The organism is Paraburkholderia sp. Ac-20336 (assembly GCF_017105025.1).
GTDB lineage: Bacteria > Pseudomonadota > Gammaproteobacteria > Burkholderiales > Burkholderiaceae > Paraburkholderia.
This window is the reverse complement of sequence record NZ_JAAGPS010000100.1, coordinates 1-15,057: the sequence shown is the minus strand read 5'-3', so window position 1 is coordinate 15,057 and position 15,057 is coordinate 1. Positions and strand designations below refer to the sequence as shown.

The following is a 15,057-nucleotide window of genomic DNA, read 5'->3' as shown; positions in this document are numbered from 1 at the left end:
GTGAGCCGTCAGGGCAGCGTCAAAGTGCGTATTTTACCGTTGGCGGGCGTGGCGGCTGCCGCAGGTGAATAGGCCGGACTGATCGCATTGGCAGCTCCACTTTAAGCGGCATGCGTAACAGCACCACGACGAGCACAAAGCTACAAGCGTCCTCAGCCTTCGGTTGCCGAACATCAGCCAATCAGCCAACGAGCCGCGCCGCTTCGCGCCGGGCCAGTTGCAACCCGCCGTGCGCCGAATCGGCAAGCGGCTCCCGCAAACGCGCCTGATACGCTTGCGGCACATATTCGCGCAGCGGCGCGCCGAGCCCACCGCACAGCGCGACCGGCAGGCTCGCCGAAGCGTCCAGCGCGGCAATCATCTTGCCCACCTCGGCACCGGCCTCGTTGAGCAGCCGGGCCGCGAACGGATGCGTGCGATGGGCGATCGCGATGGGCGCGAGCCGCGCATACGCCGTCTGATTGGCCGCGCAGAGCCACACGACGAGGCTGTCGCGATCCCGCACGCCTGTGTGAACGAGCAGCGCCTGCGCAAGATCGTCGAGCGGCACGCGGCCGTCGAGCGCCTGCTGCGCATGGACGATGAGCCGCACGCCGAGCCACGCGCCGCTCGCCTCATCGCCCGACGGGAAGCCATAGCCGCTCGCCATGCGAAACTCGCCGTCGCTCGCAAGCGATGCCGCAACGCTGCCTGTGCCGAGCGCCACGATCACGCCAGGCGCGCCGTCGTGCGCGCCGAGCAGGGTCGTATAGGCGTCGCTCTCGACGGCAAGGCCAGCGAGCTTCGGCGCCTGCGCATGGAACTCGGCGAGCCAGTCGCGATTGTTGACGCCCGCGAGGCCGCAACCGAGCACACAGCGCGACCAGCCCAACGCCATGCCCGCACGTGCGAACGCTTCGCCGCAAGCGCTCTGAATGGACTGCCACGCGCCCGCGATGCCGAGCCCGAGGCCCGACGGACCACCTGTTGCTTGTGCCAGTTCGCGGCCCTGCGCGTCTCCGAGCACGACGCGCGTGCCGGTACCGCCGCCGTCGACGCCAATCAGAAAGAAGTCGTGATTCATCGAATCGAATGAGTATCGTGGGTGAATAACGCGTAGCGTGGCAGGTCGGCTCCAATCTCGCAATTGGCCGAACGGCTAGCTTGCGGAGTGTCCCGCTTCGGCTATGCTGGCGAACGACATGACCGCACGGGAGCGCGACAGTGACACAGCGATGCAACTGGGTATCGAGCGAAGCGCTCGCACAGTACCACGATGCCGAATGGGGCGTGCCCTCGCGTGACGACCCGCACCTGTTCGAGATGCTCGTGCTCGAAGGCGCGCAGGCCGGTTTGTCGTGGTCGACAATACTCAATAAGCGGGCTGGTTATCGCCGCGCCTTCGCCGGCTTCGACATCGATAAGGTCGCGCGCTTCACGCCGAAACACGTCGACACACTCGTCGCCGACGAAAGCATCGTGCGTCATCGTGGCAAGATCGAGGCGGCCATTCAGAACGCGCGCGCCGTGCAGCAGATTCAGGCCGAGCACGGCTCGCTCGCGAACTTCGTATGGTCTTTCGTCGACGACACACCGATCCAGAACGAATGGGAGTCGTACAAGCATGCGCCCGCGTCGACAGACGTGTCGGACGCATTGAGCAAGGCGTTGAAACGCTATGGCTGCAAGTTCGTCGGCTCGACGATCTGCTATGCGTTCATGCAGGCGGTCGGCATGGTGAACGACCACGAGACGACCTGTATGTGTCGCGCACGATGCGCGGCGCTCGGCAAAAAGGTGCGCAAGCGCAAGGCGGATTGAAACAGCGTTGATCGATCCTGCGTGCTGAAAAAAGCGCTCCTGACGCAAAATCCAGGCATCAATAAACGCCGGCATTCATCCCAATCCGCAACCGGCTATGCCCGGCTCTCGCAAACAAGCACCCAAAAGCAAAACGGCGATGTGGCTTCTTTCGAAGCTCACACCGCCGTTCGGCCTGTGGAAAAGCGTGCTTAGTGCAGCTTTTTCGGCAGCATCTGGCTGCGCAGACGCTTGTGCAGGCGCTTGACCGCAGCAGCCTTCTTGCGCTTACGTGCCGTGGTCGGCTTTTCGTATGCCTGGCGCTCACGCAGTTCAGCGATCAGGCCATTCTTTTCGATTGCGCGACGAAAGCGGCGAATTGCCACTTCGAACGGCTCGTTTTCCTTCAGAAGAATCGTCGTCATGTAATTCCTAACTCAATCACTAGATACGGGTTTAATTGCATGGCGGTTACCTCAGGCAACCACTCACGCGCCGGCCCTCCGGTCGCTTCGATTCATGGCCAGTAACAGGCAAACGCGAGGCAGAAACACAACCCCGGCCAAACCACGAATAATGAAGCGAGAGGCAAGCGGCCACGGAGGCCGGAAAAGAGAGGTGGGGAGTTCACCGCGGAACGCGGACAGACGTATTGCAAAAGCCGCGTCTGTTGCCGTTTCGCCAACCTTTCATCAATGAAAAAACACTGACGAAACAGGCAAAGATCTCAATTCACTCCCGATCATATCAGGAAACTCTCCATCCTACCAGGGGTTTAGCGATTGCGCCAGGCTTTTCCCCAGCGCTGGCGCAACAAGCCCGACCGCCGCTCCGCGTCGGCCTCGCAGCCCGCTTTGCCCGTCCCATCGGGTGCTCGCCGCGTCCAGTTCGCGGATATCGCCGGCACTCAGCGCGAGCTCGACGGCATTTGCGAGACTTTTTAGCTGTTCGACCGAGGTCGCGCTCGCAATTGGGGCAGCAACGCTCTGGCGGACGATCGACCAGACAAGTGCGATCGCGGCCGGCGTGCTGCCATGCCGCTCGGCGACGCGATCGAGCGCGCGGAGAATCGAACGTCACGCGCCTGGCGCCAAACCGGCGGACAAGCCGGTCGCTCAAGGCACTCGATACGCGCGTCCGCGAGAACGCGGCGAGCGCAGACAGCTCAAAACCCGGCGCGACGCACCGGCATCAGACCGGCGTCAGAATTGCGCGACGCGCTGATACTGCCCCGCATGACCGGCCGCCTGCATCGCCGCCCGATATTCAGCACTGAGCTCGTTCTGCGCCAGGCGCGCCTCCGCGGCGATCCGCTCGTCGATTGCCTGAACCGCCTTGAGCACATCGAGCGCGGCGCCCGCCTGCTGCGCGGAGAGCGACATGATAAGCGGCGAGCGCTCGCTCGCAAGCTGCGCCGCCCGCTCCCATTCGGCGACGGCCACCGCCTGCTCGATGGACTTGGTGAGTTGCCAGATGCGATCGATCGGCGCCGCGAGTTCCATGTCGTATCTCCCTGTTCCGCTCAGTTCTTGTTGGTGGCCAGCGCGCCGGCGCTGTTCGTGCCGCCGAAGAGCTGCGTCAGATATTGCGAGTTGTTGTTCGTCGTCGCCAACAGCGAGTTGAGCGCCGTGAACTGCGCGGTGTACATACTGGTGAGTTGCGTCTGATAGGTCGACAGCGACGTCTGTTGCGTCCCGAGGCTCGTCAGGTCGGTATTGAGCGCGTTGGTGCGCGACGTGATGATCCCGGTGGTCGATAGATAGCCGGTGATGTTGGTGTTCAGCTGTTGCGCGACGCCGTTGGTGGAATTGAACAGCGTCGCCACGGTCGCCTGATTGCTCTGCAGCGCATTGTTCAGCTTGGTGCTGTCGACCGAGAGCGAGCCGTCCGCGCCCAGCGTAATGCCGATCGAAGCGAGGTTCGTCGTCGTGCCGTTGCTTTTCACGCCCGTCGCGACGATCGAGGCGAGCTGATTCTGCACCATGTTCAGCGTCGTGTCGCCGAGCAGCACGCCTTGCGACGTCGAACCCGCGGTGTACGAGGTCAGCGTGCCCATCGTCGTGACGAGCGTGTTGTACAGCGTGACGAACTGATTGATCGCATTGGCCTGCGAGGTGGTGTCCTGGGCGACTGTTACCGTCTGCGGCGAAGAGCCGGTCGTATCGACCGAAGCGGCCGACAGGTTCAGCGTGATGCCTGAAAGTGCGGACGTCACGCTGTTCGTCGAACTGGTGACGCCCGTGCCGTCGATCGTGAAATAGGCGTCCTGGGCGGCCGTCGTCTGGGTCCAGGAAGCGGTGCTGGTGACGCCGGTCGACGAACCGTCGTTGAGGGTCGACTGATTGGCCTTGAGCTGCGCGCCGGTCGCGCTCGCGTTGCCGGCCAGCGACGTGCCCTTGTTGCTCGACACGGCGAGATTGTTCAGCGGATCGCTCGAATTCGAATCGGTGATCTGGACGCTGATGGCATTCGCGGAGCCGGCGGATGCCGCGTGCAGCACGAGGTGCGCGCCGTCCGCGCCGTTCACGACAGTCGCCGTGACGCCGGGATTGTTGCTCGCGCCGTTGATGGCCGCGGCGATGCCGGAAACCGTGCTGTTGGTGCTGTCGAGCGAGATCGTCGTGCTCGCGCCGCCGACCGACAGCGTCATCGTGCTCGGGCCCGAAGCGAGCGCCTTGGTCCCGTCATAGCCCGTCGATGTCAGCACCTGCGCCGTCGCCACCTGAGCCACGTCGAGCGAATACGAACCGGCCACCGCACCGGCTCCCGCCGAGGCCGTGATGCCGTTGCCACTGGCCGTTGCCGTGAAGTCGTTGACGGTCGAGCCGTTCGAGAGCGAGGTGAGGCCGGCCTGCAGCGCGGAAAGCGCGGCGGAGAGCGTGCCGTACGCGGAGATTTCCGTGTTGTCCTGGGTTGTCTGCGCGCTCAGCGTCGCGGCCTGGCCGGCGATCTTGGCGTTGACGAGCGCGGTCACGAGCGAGCTCACGTCCATCGACGAATTGCCGGTCGAGCCGCTGATAACCGACTGCGCGGCTTCCTGCACCGCGGCATTGGCTGCCGCGGTCGTGGCGGCGGCGGTGGCGGCGGCAGTGCTGGAGATCGAACTTGCGGTCGAGGATACGGTGGACATGGACAGGCTCCGTGTTTCGGCGATGCCGTGTGAATCGATTCAGATCTGAGAAATGGCAATCGGGAGGCAAGCCTCCCGACCGGTTTGCGTGCCGCGCACCGGATACGGCGGCGGGGCGCGGAACGCATGCTGCGTAAAGCGTGTTACTGCAGGAGCTTCAGAATCTGCTGCGGCTGCGAGTTCGCTTGCGCCAGCACCGAGATGCCCGCTTGCTGCAGCACTTGCGCCTTGCTCAGCGCAGCCGTTTCCTGCGCGAAGTCGGCGTCCTGGATTTGCGACTGGGCCGACGACAGATCGGTCGACTGGGCTTGCTGCGTCGTGCTGATTGCCGTGAAGCGGTTTTGCGCGGCGCCGAGCGTAGCCTGGATGTTGTTGATCGTGTCCAGTGCGTCGTCGATCGATTCGATCGCTTTGTTAGCACCTGCGACGGTGCTGACGTCGACCTGGTCGACGGTTTGCGTCGTGGCGGTCGAATCGACGGAGAAGGTTGCAGGTGCAGCTCCAGCCAGGCCGCCCGTCAGGGCACCCAGGCTTGCCGGCGTACCAGCCGAAGCCGGCGTGTAGTTGCTGAACACAGCGGCAATCGCCGGGTTATTCGACTGCAGCTGATTGCCGTTCTGGTCCCAGAACGAGTAGCCGTAGTTGCCGTCCGATTTCACCGTGATCGACGTGATGTCGGTGGACTGCGGGCTGGCGGAGTCGTCCGCGCCGGTCGTTGCGTTCAGGCTGAACCCGGTGAGCGTGCCGAGTGACGTACCTGCGGTGATTTTCGTGCCCGCAGTTTCAGCGGCGGAGTTGATGGCATCGATCTTGGTCGCTTCGGTAGCCGGATCGATTGCGCTGCCGGCCTTGATCGCGATCTTGCCCGGCGTCGTGGTGGTGTCGAACAGCGATGCGCCCCACGTCAACGCCTGGCCGTTCTGGTCCGTGACCGAGAAGCCGCCCGAGCCATCCGCCACGAGGTTCAGTTGAGTGACTTCGGAACCGGTCGCCGAGGTCGGGTCCCATGCATTGCCGCTCGAGTCGAGCGAGACGTTCAGCGAGGCGATCGTATCGCCCGACTTCACCGCACCGCCGCCGAGGGACGCGGCCGACACGCCTTGCGAAAGGTTCAGGCTGATCGTCTGGCCGACGTTTGCGCCGACCTGGAACGACACGTTGCCGAGCGAACCATTCAGCACATTCATGCCGTTGTAGGTCGTTTGCGACGCGATACGGTTGATTTCCTGAACCTGCTGCGAGACTTCCTGTTGCAGCGCTGCGCGGTCCGTATCGGTCATGCCGCCATTGGCGGCTTCCGTTGCGAGGTCGCGGATGCGCTGCAGGCTGTTCGTCAGCGACGACAGGCCGCTCGATGCGGTTTGCACCATCGAAACGCCGTCGTTCGAGTTCGACACACCTTGCGTCAGACCGTTGATCTGGGTCTGCATGATGTTCGAGATGGCGAGGCCGGCTGCGTCGTCCGCTGCGCTGTTGATGCGCTTGCCCGACGACAGACGCGTAATTGCTTGCGAGAGTGCGCTACCCGAGTTGGTCAGGTTCTGCTGCGCGACCAGCGAGTTGATGTTGCTGTTAATTCCGAGCATGAAAATTCTCCTGTTGGGGCCGTCAGCCCGTTACATGCCGTATAGACCAAGGCATCAGCGAACGAGGCAACTGCTGTTCGTTTGCCGCCCGCCTTGTTTGGGGTATCGGCCCACTCAGGAAAAACTTTATGGAATAACCCGCATATTCGTCGCTCCGCCCCGGCTGAAGCGCCGGTAAACCGGGGCGGCAGGCGATTCGCCGGCACAGGCCTCAAGTCCGTCGGAATCCTGCCGATAACACAGCGGTAATCCCGCTTTGCCGCGCCTAGCGCGTCAACGTTACCGTCAGATACACGGCATACAGCACCCCGCACACGAGCAGCGCGCCCACCCGCAAGCCCCGCTCGCGTATGTTGATACGCAGCCACGCGGCCGCGGCCAGCGTAATCACGACGCCCGTCACCACTTCGATACGCGGCGTCCACGGCGTCAGCAGAATGCCGATCGCGGGCAGCAGCGTCCCCTGGAACACCATCGCCCCGGTGATGTTGCCGAACGCGAGCGTGTCCTTGCCACGCCGCACCCAGAGGATGCTGTTGACCTTCTCGGGCAATTCGGTGGCGATCGGAATGATCAGCAGCGACAGCAGCAGGGGCGATACGCCGAGCGCCGCCGACACGCCCCGCACACCGTGGATGAAGCCCTCTGCGCCCCACACCAGCAACGCGACCGCGAGCGCGAGTTGCAGCGCGATCGTCGCGAGATTGGTCGGCACGCCGATGCGCGCGAGCATCATCCTGCCGGGCGCTTCGGTGCCGTGTCCCGCCTCGACGAGCCCGCCCGATGCGCGGAACGTCATCACCACATAGGTGACGTACACGCCGACCAGCGCGACGCTGAAGAGCGCGCGCACGATGATCTGCTCGTGCGGCACGTACATCGCCACGGCCGCGAGCAGGAACGCGCAGAGGAAATAGTTGAGGTCGCGCGTGAAGCCGGTGCGCTCGGGCGTGATCCAGCCCTTGACGCCGCGCATGCGCAGGATCGCGAGCGTCATCAGAAACGTCGACAGCGTGGAGAGCATCAGCGGTGCGCCGAGAATCGCGCCGACGCCGATCTCCTGATTGACCGAGCTGCCGGCCTGGCTTCCCGCAATCGCGAGCAGCGGCACGAGCGTTTCAGGCAGCGCGGTGCCGACCGCCGCGAATAGCGAACCCGTCACGCCTTCGGAGATTTTCAGACGTTCGCCGAGATGTTCCAGCGCATTGGTGAAGAGTTCGGCCGCCACCAGAATGACGACCAGCATGCAGGCGAGCTCGAGGAACAGACCGGTCATGCGTGGCTCCCCGGCTGTGCGCGAAAAGCGCGGCCGCTCACCGGATCAACCGGGCAATAAGCGAAGGCAAAAACACGCGGGGAGACTGACGATGGGCGACGGTGATTCACAGGGCAAACTCCGCGGTCGGACGTAGATGACGAACCCATGACGCACCGCCGCCCGTCCGACCGGAACGAGGCAGTGCGTCAATGGTCTCGCCAAACCGACCCGGTCGAACGCGCCATGACCCGCAGGCCAAGTATGTTGACGCGCTCTCCTTCAAAGGATGAAGGAAGGCTACTCCCCAGTGACCGAAGGATTCTAATGGGGCGGGCGGCTTTCAACAAGCTTGTTGAAACGCGAACCACGTATGCTCCGCTCGAACCCTCGCACCCGGCATCGTCCGATAACACGCGGTTGCGCTCAGAGCTGATAGAGCGCCCGCCAACCATCCATGCTGAAGACGTCGAATCCGGCTTGCCTGCCGCATTCCGCTCAGCTATGTTTTACCCGTACCTATCTGGACGTTCACCGTGACCGAGACGACCCCGACGCCGGCATTCCTGAAGTTTTATGTTCCTGAAGAACCGGGGACAGCGAAACTCGCTCGTACGTCTGAGGATATCGAGCGGTTCCAATCGCTGATTCAGTACGCGGAGTCTGCCGAGACGATCAGCGAGAAGAAATTCAGGTGGCTTGAAAAAGCGACGACGCCATGGCTCGCGCAGCAATTGGGCGTCTATGCAGAGCACCTGGAGGTCAATGGTCAGGCAATGCTTGCGGCACGCGTCGCGTGGCTCGGTGTTCTTGCTGCAAAGTGGGTTCGAGACGACGCGAAATACTATTTGGCCAATCTGCTCACTGCCGGCAACATGTGGCTAAAACTCGGCGCAGAAGCCACCGACGACACCACAGATGCCGCCATCGATGCCGCGCGAGGTTTTTTCGAGGTCATTCTGAATCTCGCCGCTTATGAACAACGAAAGGAACGGCTCGGCGCGCACGTGGGTATAGCGAGCTACTACGGACTGATCGAGGACTACGTCGGCGCGGCGTTTCACGTCGACCGATATCTTCCCTACATTGACGAGATCGTTCCAAAGCAGCAACACGAAACCGTGTATGGCCAGGCCGCGCGTATCTATGGAAAAGTCCAGGACGTACCGGGATTGTTATTCTGCTGCGAGAGATTAGGCAAACCACTCCCGCCCGCGTCGCAATTGTCCGCTCAGCCGCTGGACGCCGTGCTGATGACTGTCGCGCGCCTGCATAGCCTGGGCAGCAGCTCAACCGCTTTTCGCATCATGTCCGAATTCAAATCAAGAAACAGGAGCGCATAACATGACTCAGCAAACCGTGAAGTTTGGCATACAGCTTCCCGTCGACATGGGACAGGACGTTGCCGAAGTTGCACGAGAGCTTTCCGAAAACTGCCGGGTAAGCTACCGGCTGCCCGAGCCAGACAGCGAGTCCGCCAAAGACGAACTCTCCTTCGATCCGATATCGGGCGCGGCCATCGGCTGGATACTCCTGAAGGTGGTGGGTGCCGCCGCGCAAGGCATCGCCGCAAAATTGATCATCGAGCTTGTTTGCAAGCGATATATGGGGCGCTCAAAGGAGTCGAAGGTCGTTCCAATCCGATTTTCCGACGGCACGATTTTCGAGCTGAATACGGACGATCCCGAGTCCACCGAACAGCTTCGCAAGATCCTCGCGGAAAAGGCCGATCGTTGAACGCCCTGTATGGCAGTGATGGCTTCGCCAAGGCTCTGACCGACAGCCTGGCCATCTACATCGACTTCGATCGACTCGGACTCGAGTCAACCCCGGCGGCCGTTTCCCAAGCTGTCCAGCGGCTGTTGGGTTTGCACGGCCCAGACGAGACGCTGCGATCGGAATCCCGATTCAATGAAGCGGCTCGCGACTATTTCGAGCACTTCAAAAAGATCGACCCCAGCGACAGAACGGTGGGGATCTTTCTCGCCTATCTGTCATGTTTTTTTCATGAGGCTAGACACTCGCACGATCTGATGTCGACGATCGTAGGCCAGCGCATCTTGCGGCAGTACTTCGTGCATTACAAGAATGTGCCGAAACTGCAACGAAAGCTAAAAGACTGGCAAAGCAGGAATGCATCGCAACCTATTCCGCTGCCCTTGTCCATGCATGCGCCGTCCATGAACGGAATAGATCAGGACGTGCTGGAATTCGTGTCGAAGTATACGGAACTGGATTCTTTGCTGGATAAGGCCGGCGTGGTCGGTAGCGGAGTGTATTCGTGGGTCGGCGTGAAGCATTTGCTCGAGGCGAGTGCCGTCCTCGTTCAGCTCGAAGTCGTGTACGACCTGTTTGGGGGCGAAGCATATGAAATTCTCTGGAAACTGATACATGGCGGCCCGAACGCGAGAACCTACACGTGGCTGATCAATGGTGTCGCCGAGGATTTGCTGCTGACGGGAAAATTCGCCGGCCGCCATGGAGCCGGTTCCGTGATGAACTATCTTCTTTGGGTTGCGCTGCAGGGAAACGCTAGAACAGTAGAGGGAAAGGAAGTCGAAGTTTCGGCGGGCGCATTGTATTTTGCGTTAATCGAACACGTCTTGCGCAATGGAAGCGGGACCATCGACGTCGCCGAGGCACATCAACATGCCGCGTCTTTTTTGGCGGAGTGGGGCTTCCACGATCTCAACAGCGTGCTGGACGGATTCCATCAGAGGGCGAGTCAGCGACTGGAGAGAAGCTTAACCAATATTACCGTTGCTACGGATCACCTGTTCAACGTTGTGGAGACACAGCTATTGGATAGTTTTCTTCCGTTCTGTCATTCGATTCTGGCCGACCCCGAGGCTTATTTTTCCGGGCGAAGGTACGCAACCTCTTTGATATCCGGGGAATTGCCGGGCATCCCCATCTACTTTAAAGCGAATGGCGAGGTGTTTCAGTCGTTTACGCCGGGAGAGAAGCCGATAAGCAGCGAAAGCGCCGAGAACATGATTGCGTTTTCGAGCATGATCCGGCTTCTTGTGAATGGGCGCCGTTCGGCCGGCTTGCCGTTTGTCGAGGATACGTGCTTCGAGGCGCTGACTGCGGATGCGGGGTTGGTTTTTTCTGATCGGTTGTTTGAGGGGTTTTGAACCCGGCTGGGATCGAACCAGCAACCCCTGCCTTCGGAGAGTCGAAAAACGTGTTTTGGGAGTAAACCGGCGTTTTTCGACTCCTTCAAAATCAATGACTTAGTGCGCCGATGTTCAGGCACGTATTTGCCTGTTCGCGGCGTGATCGGCCCTAATTCGGCCCTAGGCTATACTTTTGCCTTCTTGGCAGGGTCTAGGGCATGGGTCAGAGATTCAAAATCGACCGCGATTTCCTGCGGGCAATCACACCGAACGGCAGGTATCAAGAATTCGTTGATGCCGATGTGCGCGCGTTCGTGGTCAAGGTGACGCCCGCCGGCCGGGTCAGCTACACAATTCGATGGACGAAGCCGGACGGCTCGCGCGGGCGGCGCGTGCTCGGCTACTGGCCGGACCTGAACCCCGGCGAGGCGCGCGAACTGGCGAAGAAAGCCCTGCGCGACGTGGACAAAGCCGGCGACACTACGGCGGACGTGCTCGAGCGTCGGCGCCGAAAGGTCGAGGCCGAGAAGATCGTCGGCACGCCGACCCTCGCGGCGTTCATAAACGACCGCTACGCCGACTGGCTGGCGGCCAACACCCGGAGCAGCGCCGCGACGCTCGCGCGCCTGCGCAAGTCTTTCGCGGACCACCTCGACAAGCCACTCGGCGACTTCAACGGCTGGATCATCGAGAAGTGGCGATCCGGCCGCCTCAAGGCGGGAATCGGTGCGTCCACGGTCAATCGCGACCTGTCGGCGCTGCGTGGCCTGTTCTCTCGGGCGCTCGAATGGGAAGTGATCGCCGAGCATCCAATGCGCAAGGTCAAGGCATTGCAAGCGCCCAGCGGCAAGGTTCGCTGGCTGTCGGACGACGAGGAAGCCAGCTTGCGCGCCGCACTCGATGCGCGTGAGGAACGCGAGCGGGCCGCGCGAGAAAGCGCGAATGCCTGGCGCGCTGCGCGCGGCTACGATCTCATGCCGGGCCTGCGCGCCGCGGAGTTTGTCGACCACCTCAAGCCCGCCGTGCTGCTCTCGATCAACACCGGCTTACGGCAAGGCGAACTGCTCAAACTCGATTGGCAGCACGTAAGCCTCGATCGCGCAATCCTGACCGTAATCGACGCTTCGGCCAAGTCAGGGAAGCAACGGCACATTCCACTCAACGATGAGGCGCTCGCGACGCTCAAGGCGTGGCGCGAGCAGTCCAATCACTCGATCGTGTTCGCGAGTGCGGACGGCGGGGTGCGCGTGGACGTCAAGACGGCATGGCAAAAGCTGCTGAAGGACGCCAAGATTACCAATTTCCGGTGGCACGACATGCGCCATCATTTCGCGTCCCGGCTCGTTATGGCGGGCGTGGACCTCAACACCGTGCGCGAGCTGCTCGGCCATGCCGACCTGACGATGACACTGCGTTACGCACACCTCGCGCCCGAGCACTTATCGGCGGCTGTCGCAAAGCTGAACCGGCTGCCGCAATCCGACGCATCCAAAGCAGCGAACGAGGGGTAATGATGGCCGAGAGGATTTCAATGGACGATTTCAACGAGAGCGCCGACAAAGCGATCGAGGAACAAGAGCGCGAGCGGATTGACCTTGCTTTGCTGGCAATGAGTTTGCCGACAAAGGGTAAGTATCGCGACGACCTGAAATTCCCGAAGGAAACGAAGGCTGCGCTGAAAAGCCAATTCATCGCAATCCGCAAAGAGCGCGCCGAGCACGATGTGCCAGATTATTTTCTTGAGGGGGACGCGGACGGTTTTGTTTCCATGCTAGAGCGATTCGCTCAGGGAATGGAAAAGATGGCGGCCGGCGTCCCCGATAAGCAAAAGCGGCGCGTCGAGTTGCTTTCGTCCCTATCGAAGCACGCGACGCGCCTAGCGGAAGTGCTGGAGCAGTTAGACGGTGATGCTTTGGGCTGGATGCTCGCGACATTCGATCAGTCGGGCGAGCTCATGAAAGATCCGTTTCGCGCCGTGACTCTCGCGAGGGAGCAGCGGCACGACCTGGTGGAATTACTGCCCCGGCTTTCGACGGCCGCACAGAAGGCCAGCGAAACGCTGCCTTCGCACGACTTCCAACTGAGCGACCCGAAATTCTCCGTCACATTGCAACTCGATCGGCTGTTCTACGACAACCTCATTCTCGACCTCTTCACGCCGTCGAAAGGAGGATTCGCGTTTGTATGCCTTCGAGCGGTATTTGATTTAGCGGAGTATTTCGACGGTGATCCGTATTACTGGATCAAGAAGGTTCGCGAGCACGAGAAGTCCATGACTTCGTGGATTGAAGGGCAAAAAAGCCGATAGCTGGAAAAAGCGAGGGGAGAAAAAACACCACTGTTTTTCTCCCCTCGCTTTATTCGTCGTTTCCAAAAGTCGAATTTTAGACTCGCTTCATGGTTGTTCAGGGGAGCAACCTCGAATCAATGAAGAGAGGACAAATGGAAACGAGCTATACCATTCCGCAATTCTGCGCGGCCTATCATTTCAGCCGCGTCTACTACTACACCCTCAAGGCGCAAGGCAAAGCACCGAAAGAGCTCCGCCTCGGCCGCCGCGTGGTTATCACGCGCAAGTGCGCCGAAGAATGGGAAGCGCGGATGCTGGCCGAACAGGCAGCAGACGGCGGCCACGCCCCGGTCATCGCTTAACGGAGGCCGCGCATGGACGCCAAAAAGACAAAAGCCGTGGCCCCCAGCAAGGAATCCACGGCTTCCGAAAACAACCAACCCGCGCAGTTTACGCTTCCGCTGTGGCCTGAGTCAACGAAGCCGCGCACGAAAAAATCCCGCATCCTCGAAACGCTGCGCGCCGGCAAGACGCTGAATTGCTTCGATGCGCGCGCCTATGGCGATTCGTGTTTGCACTCGACGATCGCCGCATTGCGCGCGGACGGCTACCTCATTTCCGGCTCGTGGGAAGAGGTGCCGACGAAATGGGGCGCGCTCGCCCGCGTGCTGCGCTACAGCTATGTGGGGCGCAAACCGCCGGGAAACCCGTTCGCGGAGCTGCTCGGGAGGGCCGCATGAAAAAGCCCTTGCGTCTGGTTTACGGCCGCGCGTATACTTTTTCCGTGCGCGAGACAACGCGCGCCGGGTTTGGCGACCTGAGAATGTTGGCGGACCACCGCCGTTGCGCGGTTTTTTTACGTCCGTATGCCTTCGCACGCCTGTTCGATCAATGGGTGGGCCTGGGTGGGGAGACCTTCGGGTCTGCCGGTGCCAACGTTCCGGTTCGCCAACCTCGCTCAGTGCCCGCCCACCCATTTGGCGATGGGAAGCGGGCCCTCAACTCAAACGTTGGAGGCCGCAATGCGTGCTAACGCCCAAACTCGCCCTCATGAATCGAGCACTGAAACCCCGGTGTTCGAAGTCCAGAAAAGCTCCACTCAACGCATCCGTGTAGCGCATAAGTCCTACAGGGGACGCCAATACGTGGACGTGCGCCTGATGGTTGTCGATCGCGCTGGCGAATTCGTGCCGACCGTCCAGGGCATCTCTATTCGCCCTGAACTCTTGTCCGCAGTGATTCAAGGCTTGATGCTCGCGGCCCGCGAAATCGGGGGTGGCCTTCATGCGTAATGAGATCGACACAAAAGAGGTGGTTGGACTCGTTGACGGGGCGAGCGGATCGTTTGCTGTCGCGGGTGAAACTTTCCAGCGCGTCGCGGCACTCTTCGGCGCGCTCGTCAAAGCCCTGCCCGAGCACAGCGAAGCGCGCCAGCTCGCGCTGCTCGGCGAGGACCTCTGCGAAGACCGCGCCGAAACGTTCCTCGCCTTCCGAGACGACTACAACGCCCATACCGAGCGATTCGTTAACGGAGGCGCGTATGCCAACGCGTAACGGCCTCGATTCGATTCTCCACAGCGCGGAAACTCTCTGGATTCCGGTTGCGTTCGACCACGGAGAGGACGTGGACGGCATCTGGCGGAGCAACACGCTCTTCGGTACGCCTACCACCGACCGCCGCGCTGCGTGGCGAGCCGCTCGCAGCCTCTGTGACGCTTTGGACGGCATCGGCTTCACCGTGCGTCGCGCTGACCCAGTTGCGGAGCAGAGAGCCTTATGTGGACGCCTCCCGGATTGCAAGCTGGTTTGCATTTCTGGTCTACAGGTAAAGGCAGCACGCTTATGTCCGGCCCGTTGATGCAGGCCGGTCGACCTGCTGGCCCATATGGAATTCGCTG

16 protein-coding genes, 1 pseudogene and 1 riboswitch are annotated in these 15,057 nt (G+C 61.4%); of the genes and pseudogenes, 10 read left to right on the top strand and 7 right to left on the bottom strand.

What is annotated here, in order from left to right; genetic code table 11:
* Positions 1 to 181 precede the first annotated feature (181 nt).
* Positions 182 to 1,063: a BadF/BadG/BcrA/BcrD ATPase family protein gene (locus GXB81_RS23090; protein ID WP_205990421.1), complete on the bottom strand. Its 882-nt coding sequence runs from the start codon at positions 1,061 to 1,063 to the stop codon at positions 182 to 184.
* Positions 1,064 to 1,203: 140 nt separating this feature from the next.
* Here GXB81_RS23090 and GXB81_RS23085 point away from each other — a divergent pair, with 140 nt between their 5' ends.
* Positions 1,204 to 1,800, top strand: a complete 597-nt coding sequence (locus GXB81_RS23085; RefSeq protein WP_167047249.1) for a DNA-3-methyladenine glycosylase I — start codon at positions 1,204 to 1,206, stop codon at positions 1,798 to 1,800.
* Positions 1,801 to 1,991: 191 nt separating this feature from the next.
* Here the strand turns inward: GXB81_RS23085 and rpsU are convergent, their stop codons facing one another.
* The 6 genes and pseudogenes from rpsU to GXB81_RS23055 all read right to left on the bottom strand — a co-directional run bounded on the left by rpsU (position 1,992) and on the right by GXB81_RS23055 (position 7,771).
* On the bottom strand, positions 1,992 to 2,204 hold the full coding sequence (rpsU, locus tag GXB81_RS23080; protein ID WP_007581560.1) for a 30S ribosomal protein S21: 213 nt from the start codon (positions 2,202 to 2,204) through the stop codon (positions 1,992 to 1,994).
* A 447-nt stretch (positions 2,205 to 2,651) separates the two neighbouring features.
* Positions 2,652 to 2,849 (bottom strand): annotated as a pseudogene (locus GXB81_RS31540) (aldo/keto reductase); the annotation flags it as partial.
* A 132-nt stretch (positions 2,850 to 2,981) separates the two neighbouring features.
* On the bottom strand, positions 2,982 to 3,281 hold the full coding sequence (gene fliT, locus GXB81_RS23070) for a flagellar protein FliT (RefSeq protein ID WP_167047246.1): 300 nt from the start codon (positions 3,279 to 3,281) through the stop codon (positions 2,982 to 2,984).
* 20 nt (positions 3,282 to 3,301) lie between these two features.
* A complete protein-coding gene (gene fliD / locus GXB81_RS23065) occupies positions 3,302 to 4,909 on the bottom strand; it encodes a flagellar filament capping protein FliD (RefSeq protein ID WP_205990420.1) in 1,608 nt (535 codons plus the stop codon).
* A gap of 143 nt (positions 4,910 to 5,052) precedes the next feature.
* Positions 5,053 to 6,495 carry a flagellin gene (locus GXB81_RS23060; RefSeq protein WP_205990419.1) on the bottom strand — a complete coding sequence of 481 codons (1,443 nt, stop codon included), beginning with the start codon at positions 6,493 to 6,495 and terminating at the stop codon, positions 5,053 to 5,055.
* Positions 6,496 to 6,760: 265 nt separating this feature from the next.
* Positions 6,761 to 7,771, bottom strand: a complete 1,011-nt coding sequence (locus GXB81_RS23055; protein ID WP_167047237.1) for a sodium:calcium antiporter — start codon at positions 7,769 to 7,771, stop codon at positions 6,761 to 6,763.
* A 124-nt stretch (positions 7,772 to 7,895) separates the two neighbouring features.
* A riboswitch (yybP-ykoY riboswitch) is annotated at positions 7,896 to 8,071 on the bottom strand.
* Positions 8,072 to 8,286: 215 nt separating this feature from the next.
* On the opposite strand from GXB81_RS23055, the gene GXB81_RS23050 reads away from it, so the two are divergent.
* From GXB81_RS23050 to GXB81_RS23010, 9 genes are all read left to right on the top strand, one after another.
* Positions 8,287 to 9,093: a hypothetical protein gene (locus tag GXB81_RS23050; RefSeq protein ID WP_205990418.1), complete on the top strand. Its 807-nt coding sequence runs from the start codon at positions 8,287 to 8,289 to the stop codon at positions 9,091 to 9,093.
* A 1-nt stretch (position 9,094) separates the two neighbouring features.
* Entirely contained in the window at positions 9,095 to 9,487 is a 393-nt protein-coding gene (locus tag GXB81_RS23045) for a hypothetical protein (RefSeq protein ID WP_205990417.1), read from the top strand.
* The gene (locus GXB81_RS23040) at positions 9,484 to 10,887 is read left to right on the top strand and encodes a hypothetical protein (RefSeq protein ID WP_205990416.1); all 1,404 of its coding nucleotides are present in this window, start codon (positions 9,484 to 9,486) and stop codon (positions 10,885 to 10,887) included. The genes GXB81_RS23045 and GXB81_RS23040 overlap by 4 nt, the downstream gene beginning before the upstream one ends.
* Positions 10,888 to 11,087: 200 nt before the next feature.
* Positions 11,088 to 12,380: a site-specific integrase gene (locus GXB81_RS23035; RefSeq protein WP_205990415.1), complete on the top strand. Its 1,293-nt coding sequence runs from the start codon at positions 11,088 to 11,090 to the stop codon at positions 12,378 to 12,380.
* 20 nt (positions 12,381 to 12,400) lie between these two features.
* Positions 12,401 to 13,177 (top strand): hypothetical protein, encoded by a 777-nt coding sequence (locus GXB81_RS23030; RefSeq protein ID WP_205990414.1) that lies wholly within the window; start codon positions 12,401 to 12,403, stop codon positions 13,175 to 13,177.
* Positions 13,178 to 13,311: 134 nt separating this feature from the next.
* Positions 13,312 to 13,521 (top strand): hypothetical protein, encoded by a 210-nt coding sequence (locus tag GXB81_RS23025; protein ID WP_205990413.1) that lies wholly within the window; start codon positions 13,312 to 13,314, stop codon positions 13,519 to 13,521.
* A gap of 12 nt (positions 13,522 to 13,533) precedes the next feature.
* The gene (locus tag GXB81_RS23020; protein WP_205990412.1) at positions 13,534 to 13,899 is read left to right on the top strand and encodes a helix-turn-helix domain-containing protein; all 366 of its coding nucleotides are present in this window, start codon (positions 13,534 to 13,536) and stop codon (positions 13,897 to 13,899) included.
* Between the two features lie 282 nt (positions 13,900 to 14,181).
* On the top strand, positions 14,182 to 14,451 hold the full coding sequence (locus GXB81_RS23015; protein ID WP_205990411.1) for a transcriptional coactivator p15/PC4 family protein: 270 nt from the start codon (positions 14,182 to 14,184) through the stop codon (positions 14,449 to 14,451).
* Complete coding sequence (locus GXB81_RS23010; RefSeq protein ID WP_205990410.1) at positions 14,444 to 14,713, top strand: hypothetical protein; 270 nt, start codon at positions 14,444 to 14,446, stop codon at positions 14,711 to 14,713. Before GXB81_RS23015 ends, GXB81_RS23010 begins: the two co-directional genes overlap by 8 nt.
* The last annotated feature ends 344 nt before the right edge of the window (positions 14,714 to 15,057 follow it).

Bases quoted from the DNA above. Each gene is read 5' to 3' on its own strand.
- GXB81_RS23090 (WP_205990421.1), bottom strand. From the start codon at position 1,063: ATGAATCACGACTTCTTTCTGATTGGCGTCGACGGCGGCGGTACCGGC.
- rpsU (WP_007581560.1), bottom strand. From the start codon at position 2,204: ATGACGACGATTCTTCTGAAGGAAAACGAGCCGTTCGAAGTGGCAATT.
- fliT (WP_167047246.1), bottom strand. From the start codon at position 3,281: ATGGAACTCGCGGCGCCGATCGATCGCATCTGGCAACTCACCAAGTCC.
- fliD (WP_205990420.1), bottom strand. From the start codon at position 4,909: ATGTCCACCGTATCCTCGACCGCAAGTTCGATCTCCAGCACTGCCGCC.
- GXB81_RS23060 (WP_205990419.1), bottom strand. From the start codon at position 6,495: ATGCTCGGAATTAACAGCAACATCAACTCGCTGGTCGCGCAGCAGAAC.
- GXB81_RS23055 (WP_167047237.1), bottom strand. From the start codon at position 7,771: ATGACCGGTCTGTTCCTCGAGCTCGCCTGCATGCTGGTCGTCATTCTG.
- GXB81_RS23045 (WP_205990417.1), top strand. From the start codon at position 9,095: ATGACTCAGCAAACCGTGAAGTTTGGCATACAGCTTCCCGTCGACATG.
- GXB81_RS23035 (WP_205990415.1), top strand. From the start codon at position 11,088: ATGGGTCAGAGATTCAAAATCGACCGCGATTTCCTGCGGGCAATCACA.
- GXB81_RS23030 (WP_205990414.1), top strand. From the start codon at position 12,401: ATGGACGATTTCAACGAGAGCGCCGACAAAGCGATCGAGGAACAAGAG.
- GXB81_RS23025 (WP_205990413.1), top strand. From the start codon at position 13,312: ATGGAAACGAGCTATACCATTCCGCAATTCTGCGCGGCCTATCATTTC.
- GXB81_RS23020 (WP_205990412.1), top strand. From the start codon at position 13,534: ATGGACGCCAAAAAGACAAAAGCCGTGGCCCCCAGCAAGGAATCCACG.
- GXB81_RS23015 (WP_205990411.1), top strand. From the start codon at position 14,182: ATGCGTGCTAACGCCCAAACTCGCCCTCATGAATCGAGCACTGAAACC.
- GXB81_RS23010 (WP_205990410.1), top strand. From the start codon at position 14,444: ATGCGTAATGAGATCGACACAAAAGAGGTGGTTGGACTCGTTGACGGG.